We start from the raw sequence: 13,020 nt of genomic DNA, 5'->3' as shown, positions 1-13,020 counted from the left end.
ATCCGCATCAAGTTTGTCATCAAGCATCGCCTTGGCTTCCTGGAGTTGCTCACGAACCGTTTTATACTCCTTATAAGCCGACGCGGTTTCTTGAATGCCGGATTGCTCCTTGGAGTATTCCCTTAATTTCTTGGAGTCATTGATGATTTCCGGGTCACTTAAAAGTTCATTCAATCTTTCATATCTATCTTCTACTGCTTGCAATCGATCAAACAAATCATTCACCTCATAAATTTCCCGATTCAACGATATGAATCGGAAGTAATCCATCTTTTTTCACTATAAATAAGTCGTTCAGTGTCCCAGCTCAGTTCACTTCTAGGTTAATTATAGTATAGGTGAATAATCAACGTCAAAGAGGATTCAAGAATATGGTCATTTCTTTAATTCAACATCTATTTTGTATTGAGGCACCACACCCGTAATCAGATCTTCCAGACGCTTCTTTTCTTCATTTCTTTCGTGATCGTCCTTGATTTTACCCTTGTCATGGACCGTAACATGTATGGTATTGCCGTTAATCCAGACCGACCCTGCTTCATATTCCGTTTCAGACTTAACGGCATCCCGTATAACAGCTATCTCCTGCCCCATGGATGGAGAATTGTTGGATGTATGATCAGGCGTGTTGAGGATCTGATCGGAAGGCCGTTCCGCTTCATTTTCCCAATCCTTATTGGATACATGCTTTAAACCGCTGCCGACAAAATCCTTGCCATCACGGCTTTGATCGCCATATTCCGATTCATTATTGATTGCATTGTCATTTGGACCGCATGCCGTCAGTGCAGTAAGCACAATAACCGCCATCCATATCATTTTCAATTTCATATTTTCACCCTCCATTTTGGTTGGTCAACAAGATCATTTCCTCGTTAGCTTTCCCAAAATGGGACTATAATTAATCTTTTGTTCGCCTTCCATGTATTGGTCTGGATCACCGGTCCTTCGCATGTTCCATTCCAATGAAAAAACGCCCTAAGATCTGATTCGACCATAGGGCACCCTTGATTTAAATATGCTCTTTAATCCCAGCTTCCTGCTTACCTGGAACTTCATGATGATGACGGCAGCGGGGCTCGTATGATTCCGATGCACCCACAAGGATGATCGGCTCATCATAGGAGGCCGGCTTGCCATCAATCAAGCGCTGCGTCCTGCTCGCAGGTGATCCGCACACTTCACACACAGCCTGCAGCTTAGTCACAGACTCTGCTAACGATAATAGAACCGGCATAGGACCGAATGGCTCACCTCTGAAATCCTGATCGAGTCCAGCCATAATCACTCGATAACCGCTGTCCGCAAGATGCTGGGCAACCCCGATAATTTCATGATCAAAAAATTGAACTTCATCTATTGCAATGATATCCAGGGGCTTGTCCAAAAACTTAAAGATATCTGTTGAATGGGCAATCGGCTTTGCCATCACTGAAGAGCCATTATGTGATACGACAGCCTCTTCCGCATAGCGATTATCTATAGCTGGTTTAAAAACAGCGATTTGCTCTTTGGCAAATTGAGCACGGCTGACTCGTTTAATCAATTCCTCAGATTTACCTGAAAACATGCTTCCGCAAATAAGCTCGATCCAGCCTGTTTGTTTCATTACATACATGGAAACAGCTACTCCCTTCCACCTGTCGATCCATTGGCCAAAATTGAAGTGGACCCGGCTTTATATAAATTGTTGCTTGTTTACAGAAAAGAAAAAACAGGCAAGAAAAATACTTGCCTGTTTTTTAAAAAGTCCGGCTTATTTAATACCGTATTTTTTGTTGAAACGATCAACACGTCCGCCAGCTTCAGCGAATTTTTGACGACCAGTATAGAATGGGTGACACTCTGAACAAGTCTCAACTTTGATCTCTTCTTTAACTGAACCAGTTTCAAAAGTGTTTCCGCAAGAGCAAGATACTTTTGAAAGCTTGTAATTTGGATGAATTCCAGTTTTCATTCTTTTCAGCTCCTTCTGCCCTGAATCATTCGAAACAGAGTTATATACTTCAAGGTGAGTCTAAAACACCCTCACATTTATTGTAAAAACACATGAACCCATTATAGCAACTTAAAACTAGTTGTGCAACAGTTTGTTTCTTTCCCGGTTTTAAGAACGTTTAATGCTTGCCGGTCCCTTTTTCCTCTCGGACATCTCTTCATCCAATTTACTGAAGAATTCTTCATTGCCTTTTGTCTGTTTTAGACGGCGAAGGAATTTCTCCGAGAAATCGGGTGAGTCTGACATCGTCTTCCTGATCGCCCATAGTTTATCGAGTCGATCTTTCGGAATTAGCAACTCTTCTTTACGTGTTCCTGAACGGCGGATATCGATTGCCGGGAAGATGCGTCTTTCAGCAAGGGCACGGTCTAAATGCAGCTCCATGTTACCAGTGCCTTTGAATTCTTCATAAATGACATCGTCCATTCTTGAACCGGTATCCACCAGTGCCGTAGCAAGGATCGTCAAGCTGCCGCCTTCCTCGATATTCCTAGCCGCACCGAAAAAGCGTTTTGGGCGATGGAAGGCAGCAGGGTCAATCCCCCCTGATAACGTACGCCCGCTCGGCGGGATGACAAGGTTGTAAGCTCGGGCCAGACGGGTGATGCTGTCCATTAGGATGATGACATCCCGCTTATGCTCGACGAGGCGCATCGCTCGTTCCAACACCAGTTCCGCAACCTTGATATGGTTTTCCGGCACTTCATCAAACGTTGAACTAACCACGTCACCGGCAACGGAACGTTCAATGTCCGTCACTTCCTCCGGGCGTTCATCGATCAAAAGGACAATCAATTCCGATTCAGGATGGTTCGTGGTTATCGCATTGGCAATTTCTTTGATGAGCATCGTCTTCCCAGCCTTGGGCGGTGCAACAATCAGACCGCGCTGGCCAAAACCGACCGGTGCCAGGACATCCATAATTCTAGTCGATAGGTTCTTGGGCGTAGTTTCCAGCTTGATTTGCCTGTTTGGATACAGCGGTGTTAAGCCCGGGAAATGAACACGCTCTTTCGCTGACTCCGGATTATCGCCATTGACGGCCTCGACATGGAGCAATCCGTAATAGCGTTCATTTTCCTTCGGAGGCCTTACCTTACCGGAAACCTTATCACCATTGCGCAAATCGAATCTGCGGATTTGGGAAGCGGAAATATAAATATCCTCCGAGCTTGGAGAATAATTGATTGGCCGCAAGAAACCGAACCCCTCTGAAGGGATGATCTCAAGAACGCCCTCCATGAACAGGAGACCATCCTGCTCGGCCTGCGCCTTCAGGATGGCGAAAATAAGTTCCTTTTTTGAAAGTTTGCTGTAATAGGAAACTTTATATTCACGGGCGTGCTCATAGAGATCCTTAAGTTTCATGTTTTCTAAATTAGAAATAGTTAAATTCATTATGACACCACACTTTTATTAATTAAACGTTTTCACCCATATAAAAAAAGAAATGGTTTGTTAGATGGAAGAAAAACCGCAATCCATGTACCCGACCAGAGTTTTCTTAGAAAGGATGATACATTTTTACATGTAAAGAAGAAAATGATTTGAAGGCTGCTAGAAGTTTGGAGTGAAAGGGCAGATTTTATATATAGTAATCAATTAATAGTAGACCAAGCTTTATTTTACTTTTTTTATTTTAATTATTCAACTTAAATTTTTTTATAGAGAAAGCGAGCGATGAAACCGCTCGCTTTCCCTGGGGACTTTTTCTGAAAAATGCCTCAGTCGATCAAACCATTCGGTTTAATTTTTAGACTATGGCGTCCATCAATGAAACGAACGGTTCCAGATTTAGCGCGCATGACTACAGATTGCGTCTCGCCGTAATGCCCTTTGAATTGGACACCACGTAAAAGTTCACCATCAGTCACACCTGTTGCAGCAAAAATGGCGTCATCTCCGCGAACGAGGTCTTCCATCCTGAGGACCTTTCCTAGATCAAGACCCATTTTCCCACAGCGTTCCACTTCTTCATCACTCTGCGGAAGAAGCTTGCCTTGGATTTCCCCGCCCAGGCATTTCAAGGCAACGGCTGAAATGACGCCCTCCGGAGCTCCGCCTGAACCGAATAAGATATCAACACCAGTAAGATCGAAGGCCGTATTGATGGCACCCGCTACATCTCCATCATTGATCAACTTGATCCGAGCTCCCGCCTCACGAAGCTCGTGAATGATCTTCGAGTGACGATCCCGATTCAAAACCGTTGCTACGACATCTTGGATATCTTTATTCTTTGCCTTTGCCACGGCCTTAAGGTTGTCCAGTACAGAAGCATTGATATCGATCTGGCCCACAGCCTCAGGACCAACGGCAATTTTATCCATATACATGTCAGGGGCGTGCAGCAAGTTCCCCTTGTCCGCTATCGCCAATACAGCTAATGCATTCCAGCCGCCCGATGCCACGATATTCGTCCCTTCCAAAGGGTCGACCGCAACATCCACTAGCGGTCCGAGACCGGTACCAAGCTTTTCGCCAATATAGAGCATCGGCGCTTCATCCATTTCCCCTTCACCGATTACAACCGTCCCTTGCATGGGAATCGTATTGAAAACATCGCGCATGGCACTCGTTGCCGCATCATCCGCTTCATCTTTCTTTCCTCTTCCCATCCAACGTGCAGAATTCAAGGCCGCCGCTTCCGTTACGCGAACAAGCTCCATCGATAAACTTCTTTCCATTTCCCGCTCCCCCTTATGTACACTAGCATGATTTATATATATTAGTATAACACATTATATCATATAATGTAACACAGTGAGGCAACAAGAAAAGGGATCAGCTTTTAAGCTGCTCCACTTCTTCTTGTGTCATTTCTTCACGCCAGATCGTTGCTCCTAATCCAGCAAGCTTCTCCACTAGGTGGCTATAACCACGATCTATATGTTCAAGACCCGTCACCTCGGTGATCCCTTCAGCCATCAGGCCGGCAATTACCAAAGCTGCTCCGGCACGTAAATCACTCGCCTTCACTTTTGCACCGTGAAGCTGAACGGGACCATCGATGATGCCTGCCCGTCCCTCGACCTTAATCTTTGCATTCATGCGGCGCAATTCATCGATATGCTTGAAGCGCGCCCCGTATATCGTATCGGTCACCATGCTGGAGCCGCTCGCTTTTGTCAAAAGGGACGTGAACGGCTGCTGGAGATCCGTCGGGAATCCTGGATATACCAGCGTCTTGATATCAACCGCTTTATATTTTTCACCCGGTGAGACGAATATCTGGTCGTCGCCAGCTTCAATGTTTATACCCATCTCCCTCATTTTGGCTGTCAATGACTCCAAATGCTGGGGAATGACATTATCGATCAAGATGCCTTCACCGACAGCAGCTGCCAAGATCATGAAGGTCCCTGCCTCAATCCGGTCTGGTATGATGGTATGTCTGCACCCATGTAAGCTCTCGACGCCGTCAATGCGGATGATATCCGTTCCGGCACCTTTGATTTTTGCACCCATATTGGTTAAAAGAGTGGCAACATCAATGATTTCCGGCTCTTTCGCAGCATTCTCGATCACGGTTCGCCCTTTGGCCAACACGGCCGCAAGCATGATATTGATGGTTGCCCCGACACTGACGACATCTAAATAGATGCGTGCTCCCCTCAACTCGTCGGCCCTAAGGTAAATGGCCCCCTGTTCATTCGTCACTTGTGCACCCAGCGCTTCAAAACCCTTGATGTGCTGATCTATGGGGCGAGGTCCCAAATGACAGCCCCCTGGCAAGCCTATCACTGCCTTTTTGAATTTACCAAGCATCGCCCCCATTAAATAATAGGAGGCACGCAACTTCTTCACTCTTCCATTGGGAAGAGGCATTGATATCATCCTGCTGGGATTGACAGTCATTTCTCCATCATCAAAGGAAACCTCACCGCCAATTTCCTCCATCAACTCTTTTAGCATTTGTACATCCGAGATATCAGGCAAGCCTTCAATCGTTACAGGTGAGTCCGCTAAAATCGTTGCAGGAATAAGGGCGACCGCACTATTTTTTGCTCCGCTGACACGAATGCTCCCCTTTAAAGGGTAGCCACCGGCAATTTTAAGTTTTTCCATAATAAACTCCCTTCCACGCTAAGCACTTAGAAGCCGCTTTCAAAAAAGTAATATTTTTCCACGAGAAATTTGCATAATCCGACAACATTTACTATCTAGTTTCTTAGTTTACACAAAAGTAGAAAAATCATGTAAAAAAATGATAAAAATTTCTAAAATATGTTATTTTCCATTCGACCGATGCAATCTATAGCGACTTAGCGGTAAGGCATTATGCTTCTGTACGAGAATTCCAATCCTTCAAGAACGCTTCGATTCCTTTGTCAGTCAACGGATGGTGGAATAATTGCATCAATACTTTATAAGGAATCGTTGCAATATGGGCTCCCTTAAGAGCAGCATCCGTAATATGCATCGGGTGGCGGATGGAAGCGGCAATGATTTCCGCCTTGATATCATGGATCGCAAAAATGTCAGCAATGTCCGAAATCAAATGCAGGCCATTTTGACCGATATCATCCAAACGCCCTAAAAACGGCGATACATAAGTCGCTCCTGCCCTCGCTGCCAATAATGCTTGGTTGGCACTGAAAATAAGGGTCACGTTTGTTTTGACACCTTGTTTCGTCAGCGCAGCAACAGCCTTTAAACCATCCGGAGTCATCGGTACCTTGATCGTGATATTAGGCGCAATCGCAACAAGTTCCTTCGCTTCAGCCATCATTCCTTCAAAATCTAGCGCAATGACCTCAGCAGAAACGGAATCCTCCACTAGGCTGGTTATCTCCTTTAAACGATCATGGAAGGAAACGCCCTTTTCTCTTGCCACTAGGGACGGATTAGTCGTAACTCCTGCTAAAACGCCAAGTTCATGCGCTTGTCTGATTTCTTCCATGTTTGCTGTATCAATAAAGAATTTCATAAAATACCCTCCATATGTAATCGTTTTTTTCTTTCTCTAAAATTCCCCTTGAATTCTAATTGTTCAAAAAATAGAAACCCCATTTATCCTGAATCTAAAAGAAACCATTGGGGGGAAGATCCCACCAATGGAGTCATTGCCTTCATCATCCAAGAGATATGGGTTTCGATCCCTACGCCGGATGTGATGTTATGCTTTACCGTTGGAACCGAATTCACGGATTTTTCCAATGACCGTTTCTTTGATCGCGTCACGGCCAGGAACCATGAATTTACGTGGATCATACACTTCAGAATCATTGTTCAGGACGTCACGTACAGCCTTCGTGAATACAATTTGATTTTCCGTATTCACGTTGATTTTGGATGTTCCAAGCGAAATCGCTTTTTGGATATCCTTCGTCGGAATGCCTGTCCCGCCATGAAGAACTAGTGGTTTTTGCGTTAAATCACGTACCTCTTCCATTTCTTTATAGCCAAGATCCGGCTCACCTTTGTATGGTCCATGAACGGATCCCAATGCTGGTGCGAAACAATCGACATTCGTTTCTTTGACTAACTGTTCACATTCTTGAGGGTCTGCGTACACGACGCCATCAGCGATTACATCATCTTCTTGTCCACCAACCGTACCTACTTCCGCTTCAACGGATACATTACGGGCATGGGCGAATTCAACAACCTTCTTCGTCGTTTCGATGTTTTCCTCGATTGGATGATGTGACGCATCGATCATTACTGAAGTGAATCCAGCTTCGATCGCTTCTTTACATTTATCAAAACTTGAACCATGGTCAAGGTGAATGGCCACAGGAACTGTAATTTTCATATCTTCCAATAAACCTTGAACCATCATGACAGTCGTTTTGAAACCACCCATATGACGGGCAGCCCCTTCGGAAACACCAAGGATGACCGGGGATTTTTCTTGTTCCGCAGCAGCTAGAATAGCTTGAGTCCACTCCAGGTTATTGATGTTGAATTGACCTACTGCATACTTTTCTTCAAGAGCTTTATTGAGCATATCTTTCATAGAAACTAAAGGCATTTGATTTCCTCCTACTGATGGGTGTAATTATGTTAAAGTTATTTCTTTCTAGATATTCCCTAAAATCGAAGTAGCATACGCTTATCGATCAGAATATCTTTCCTCTTGTAGCATATCAATACATCAAAAAAACAGCAACAAATACACTATCCCGAGCATTAAAATTTATTCCAAAAAAACGCGGCACATCTTGAAAAAGATAGCCGCGGCAATTCTATAGCCAATAGTATCATCCGTTCAAAACCATCAGCTTGACTGAATCGGTAGGTATTCACGAACCGCTTTTCTAATATCATCAATATCGAAAGGTTTTGCAAAGTGGGTCATCGCCCCTAAATCTTTCGCTTCTTGAATCATATCAAGTTCCCCATAAGCGGTCATGATTATGACTCGGATATCGGGATCGACCACTTTCATCCGTTTCAGGATCTCTATTCCATCCATTCCAGGAATCTTCATATCGAGCAATACAAGATCCGGTGAATGATTATTCAGGACTTCCAGGGCTTGGATTCCATTTGCGGCTTGAAATGTATCATACCCTTCTTTATGTAAAACCTCGTTCAATAAAATACGGATGCCGAATTGATCATCAACTATCAATATCTTCCCTGACATTTTATCACCTCTCCTCTTCCCGATTTATAAAAATATCAGCCTAACCGGCATATTACCCAAACATGTATTTACTTTCACATTTTCACAAACTTGAATTCTATGTTCCTATTCGATAATTGTAACAAAATTCCTGCCACATAGCTAAAAGGAATTTTTATTTTTTGGTTTTTCTGACCTATTTAGCAAATCGATCCAGACTGACCAAAAATCCAGAAGCCTGTCAATGCAGCGGAAAGTCCTTTATAATAAAGGGAATATTTTTTTAAAAGGAGTCCCTGATCATGTTAAAAATTTTCTCGACACAGCTAAGCGGTATATTTAAAAAAATGATGGATAATGAAGCCTTTGAAATGGAGGATGCCGGACGTCTGCTGGCTCAGGCCGCGGTTGGGGATGGCTCCATCTTCATACAAGGCTTTGGTGAAATGCAAGGCGTCACGGCCGAGGCGATGGACGGGGCAGAGCCCTTTCCGAAAGCAAAAAGATATGAACACGGCGAAATTATTTCAAGAGAAGATCGATTCCTTATTTTCAGCCGGAATTCCGATGATAGCGAAGCATTGAAGCTTGCCAAAGCCCTTAAGGAAAAAGATATACCCTTTGTCGCCGTTTCCACCTCCGCAGCGACCGATGAGGACTCTCTTACGGAACTGGCTGACGTACATATCGACTTACGGATCCACCGGGGACTGATTCCCGATGAAGCTGGAAACCGCTATGGCTACCCCACCCTCATTGCTGCCCTTTTCGCTTATTACGGAATTAAATTCACTCTCGAGGAAATTATACAAGAATATAAAAATGAAGAAGACTAACCTTCTTGAACTACAAAAGGTATCGGAATGATCTATCCCGATACCTTTTTGATTTACAATGGGACCGAAGCGGACAGTCCCCGCCACTTTACTCGCGAATTTGGGCTTTGCATTAGATTTGAGGCCGGTTTTCGTGAACATTGCGCTTTTTCACGCGCTTTTTGTACCTTTACCCGACAGCTGCATCTGGGCAGACACGACCTTCATCAAAACCTAAACAAAAAACTGCAGGCAAGCTCCATTATTCATCGAGTCTGCCTGCAGTCTGACACAGCCTTAGAGGCTGTTTTTTTATTTATTAAAGTTTTTCGCTGCGCTTTAAGGACATCCCGACAAAGTCACGGAATAGTGGCTGTGGACGGTTAGGGCGTGATGTGAATTCCGGATGGAATTGAGAAGCCACAAACCAAGGATGATCTTTCAATTCAACGATCTCGACCAGACGGCCATCTGGGCTTGTTCCAGAGAAGACGAATCCTGCCTCTTCCATCGCCTGACGGTAATGATTATTGAATTCATAACGGTGACGGTGACGTTCATACACAACCTCGTCATTATAAGCCTCGTAAGCCTTGGTGCCCTCGATAAGCTTACATGGATATAAGCCAAGACGAAGTGTACCGCCCAAATCTTCTACATCCTTTTGTTCTGGAAGAAGATCGATGATTGGATCTGGAGTATCCGCTTGAATCTCGGCAGAATGGGCTTCCGGCAATCCTAAAACGTTGCGCGCATATTCAATGGACGCCAATTGCATACCTAAACAGATTCCGAAGAAAGGTGTTTTTGTCGTACGGGCATATTCTGTCGCAGCAATTTTCCCTTCGATGCCACGATCTCCAAAACCGCCAGGAACAAGGATGCCGTCTGCATCTTGAAGAAGCTCAGCAACATTTTCTTTCGTTACGTCTTCCGAATTGACCCAGTCGATTTCGACATCGGCGTCAAACGCATAGCCTGCGTGCTTAAGTGCTTCCACTACAGAAAGATAAGCATCTTGCAGCTCCACATATTTTCCGACAAGCGCAATTTTCGTTTTCTTCGATAAAGAAGTGACTTTTTTGACTAGTTCCTTCCAATCTTCCATATCCGCCTCGTTGCAATCCAATTTCAAGTGATCGCAAACGATTTGGTCCATATTTTGCGCTTGAAGGGCAAGCGGGATGGAGTAAAGCGTATCTGCATCCAGACATTCGATAACCGACTTTTTATCGATATCGCAGAATAAAGCAATTTTATCCTTCATATCTTGTGAGATCGGGCTTTCTGTACGTGCAACGATGATGTTCGGCTGAATGCCGAGGCTGCGCAATTCCTTTACGCTATGCTGTGTCGGTTTCGTTTTCATTTCACCAGCAGCTTTAATATAAGGGACAAGTGTACAGTGAATATACATAACATTGTTGATTCCGATATCACTTTTGATTTGGCGAATCGCTTCAAGGAATGGAAGGGATTCGATATCCCCTACAGTACCGCCGATTTCCGTAATGACGATATCCGCATTCGTTTCATTGCCTGAACGGAAAACCCGCTCTTTAATTTCATTCGTGATGTGGGGGATGACTTGTACCGTTCCGCCCAAATAGTCGCCGCGGCGTTCTTTTCTAAGGACGGTTGAATAAATTTTCCCTGTTGTCACATTGCTGTGTTTGCCAAGGTTGATATCGATGAACCGCTCATAGTGACCTAGGTCCAAATCCGTCTCCGCGCCATCATCCGTAACGAACACTTCACCGTGTTGGTATGGACTCATCGTACCTGGATCCAAGTTGATATACGGGTCAAATTTTTGGATCGTCACATTCAATCCCCTATTTTTCAAAAGTCTTCCTAAAGAAGCGGCCGTTATCCCTTTTCCTAAGGAAGAAACTACTCCACCTGTCACAAAAATATATTTTGTCATCTCATATCCTCCTAATAGAATGTTTTCTTCCGATCCTGGTGCTTGATATACAGGTAAACTGGAACTTGCACCAATACACCGCCAAATTAGCGGTCAAAAGCCAAAAGACGTAAAGCGGTATGCCATTAATCACTTAAAGGTCTTTAGTGAGAGTCATGCACGATGCATGAACAAGGTTAAACTTCCGCAAATGACAGTAAAACATAAATATGTTCTCCATAGTTTTTACAATTCTACGAGAAATCATTTTTAAAAATAAAAAAATGATGTCATTTATCCATTCCATCATTAAAAACAAAAACGCTCCGCTTACAAAAAAAGTAAGGGAGCGATATAATTTAATCATTGTGTCCTTTTTAAAGGAGCCCAAAAATGATTCTACAAATTTCGCCTCAAAAAGTCAAGGGCGATTATTTATTTTCGTTCTCTTCATCTAGCTCTTCTTCCTCTTCATCTTCGTCCTCATCGTCTTCCAGGACAAATGCATCGTCTTCAATTATTTCTTCTTCCAAATCGTCATCATCTTCCACGTCATCATCCAAAAGGACTTCATCGATAACTGGAGAACCTAGGATATCATCATCATCGTCGTCATCCTCATCCTCGTCCAGATCATCGACATCTTCATCGAAATCAAGATCTTCATCATCAAGCTCATCGAAATCATCGATAACGACAGCAGCCTTTTTCGCTTTCTTTTTCTTTTTCGGTTTAACGACATGGACGACTTCTTCTTCGATTTGATCAACCGGGTACCATGTTTTCAATCCCCAACGGTTGTCACCAAGTGAAGTGAAACGGCCATCCACATTTAAATCCGTGTAGAATTGGGCAATTTTTTTTGCCACTTCAGCTTTGGATAAATGATGCAGCGAAGCTAACTCACTGACTAGGTCTTTGAATGGAATCGGTTCATTTCTTTCCACTAACAAATCATATGCCATCTCTATTAAGGACATTTCCAATAATTGCTCTTTTGAGTATTGTTTTAAACTCAAATTCCGCACTTCCCTTCTCTATTCAAACACTGGCTTCCGTGTTTTTTCACATAAAAAAATAATCTAAAACAGTATTTCGATAAAATAACGACAATTCCTGCTAGACATATACTCCATTATAAACAATCCAAATGGGTTTATGCTAGTTCTATCTGATACTTTCACAGATTTACCTTAATGCCCCTGCTGCGGGGAGTGCTTGGTCATTTACTTTCTTTCTGCGATTTTTGACGATAAGCTGCCGTAAAAAAAGGCAAACGATATGATGAAAAAAAAGATGGTACCCAATCGATACTCATACAGTTCAAATAAAAGAATGATGGCAAAAAGGAACCAATTATTAATTCGAGCATTTTCAGGTTCATTCAGCTCCAATGGGCTGATTCATCATTTTTGCCCCTTTTCCAAATTATTATAAGGGGAAATTTACATTTTTCCAAAAAAAGGGGGCATCGTTATTGAGAAAAAGGGACCCCTTCAATACGGAGTCCCATCTGCCCATCCTTACATATTTCTGCGATATTGCCCGCCTACATCATATAGCGCACGGGTTATCTGGCCAAGGCTAGCCACTTTCACACAATTCATGAGCTCGGCAAAAATATTGTCACCATTCATGGCCGCAGCCTTCAGCCTGGTTAGCGCTTCATCAGTGAACTGCTTATTTCTTTCCTGAAATGCTCGCAAGTTTTTGATTTGCCCTTCCT

14 protein-coding genes are annotated in these 13,020 nt (G+C 43.6%); 1 reads left to right on the top strand and 13 read right to left on the bottom strand.

Annotated features, from left to right (window positions below; genetic code table 11):
- The 10 genes from CVN76_RS04680 to CVN76_RS04635 form a co-directional block, all read right to left on the bottom strand.
- Positions 1-216 (bottom strand): PCRF domain-containing protein (locus CVN76_RS04680; protein WP_157805521.1); only part of this gene is annotated, 216 nt, incomplete at its 3' end.
- A 159-nt stretch (positions 217-375) separates the two neighbouring features.
- Complete coding sequence (locus tag CVN76_RS04675) at positions 376-831, bottom strand: hypothetical protein (protein ID WP_100530473.1); 456 nt, start codon at positions 829-831, stop codon at positions 376-378.
- A 181-nt stretch (positions 832-1,012) separates the two neighbouring features.
- Positions 1,013-1,618, bottom strand: coding sequence for a thymidine kinase (locus tag CVN76_RS04670; RefSeq protein ID WP_061141292.1), 606 nt, complete (start codon positions 1,616-1,618; stop codon positions 1,013-1,015).
- Between the two features lie 138 nt (positions 1,619-1,756).
- Positions 1,757-1,957, bottom strand: a complete 201-nt coding sequence (rpmE, locus tag CVN76_RS04665) for a 50S ribosomal protein L31 (RefSeq protein ID WP_053348458.1) — start codon at positions 1,955-1,957, stop codon at positions 1,757-1,759.
- Between the two features lie 150 nt (positions 1,958-2,107).
- Entirely contained in the window at positions 2,108-3,397 is a 1,290-nt protein-coding gene (gene rho, locus CVN76_RS04660) for a transcription termination factor Rho (protein ID WP_061141294.1), read from the bottom strand.
- Positions 3,398-3,723: 326 nt separating this feature from the next.
- Positions 3,724-4,686, bottom strand: coding sequence for a class II fructose-bisphosphatase (gene glpX, locus CVN76_RS04655; protein WP_061141295.1), 963 nt, complete (start codon positions 4,684-4,686; stop codon positions 3,724-3,726).
- Between the two features lie 97 nt (positions 4,687-4,783).
- A complete protein-coding gene (locus CVN76_RS04650; RefSeq protein ID WP_061141296.1) occupies positions 4,784-6,067 on the bottom strand; it encodes a UDP-N-acetylglucosamine 1-carboxyvinyltransferase in 1,284 nt (427 codons plus the stop codon).
- A gap of 211 nt (positions 6,068-6,278) precedes the next feature.
- Positions 6,279-6,929, bottom strand: coding sequence for a fructose-6-phosphate aldolase (gene fsa, locus CVN76_RS04645; RefSeq protein WP_061141809.1), 651 nt, complete (start codon positions 6,927-6,929; stop codon positions 6,279-6,281).
- A gap of 189 nt (positions 6,930-7,118) precedes the next feature.
- A complete protein-coding gene (locus CVN76_RS04640; protein ID WP_100530472.1) occupies positions 7,119-7,976 on the bottom strand; it encodes a class II fructose-bisphosphate aldolase in 858 nt (285 codons plus the stop codon).
- A gap of 246 nt (positions 7,977-8,222) precedes the next feature.
- The gene (locus tag CVN76_RS04635; protein ID WP_053348452.1) at positions 8,223-8,594 is read right to left on the bottom strand and encodes a response regulator; all 372 of its coding nucleotides are present in this window, start codon (positions 8,592-8,594) and stop codon (positions 8,223-8,225) included.
- 281 nt (positions 8,595-8,875) lie between these two features.
- On the opposite strand from CVN76_RS04635, the gene CVN76_RS04630 reads away from it, so the two are divergent.
- Positions 8,876-9,409: a DUF2529 domain-containing protein gene (locus CVN76_RS04630; protein WP_100530471.1), complete on the top strand. Its 534-nt coding sequence runs from the start codon at positions 8,876-8,878 to the stop codon at positions 9,407-9,409.
- 298 nt (positions 9,410-9,707) lie between these two features.
- Here the strand turns inward: CVN76_RS04630 and CVN76_RS04625 are convergent, their stop codons facing one another.
- From CVN76_RS04625 to CVN76_RS04615, 3 genes are all read right to left on the bottom strand, one after another.
- Entirely contained in the window at positions 9,708-11,315 is a 1,608-nt protein-coding gene (locus CVN76_RS04625) for a CTP synthase (RefSeq protein WP_100530470.1), read from the bottom strand.
- A 410-nt stretch (positions 11,316-11,725) separates the two neighbouring features.
- Complete coding sequence (rpoE, locus tag CVN76_RS04620) at positions 11,726-12,322, bottom strand: DNA-directed RNA polymerase subunit delta (RefSeq protein ID WP_332850606.1); 597 nt, start codon at positions 12,320-12,322, stop codon at positions 11,726-11,728.
- 495 nt (positions 12,323-12,817) lie between these two features.
- Positions 12,818-13,020 (bottom strand): methylmalonyl-CoA mutase (locus CVN76_RS04615; RefSeq protein ID WP_157805520.1); only part of this gene is annotated, 203 nt, incomplete at its 5' end.

This window comes from Bacillus sp. mrc49 (assembly GCF_002803435.1).
This window is presented reverse-complemented; position numbering and strand designations above follow the sequence as displayed.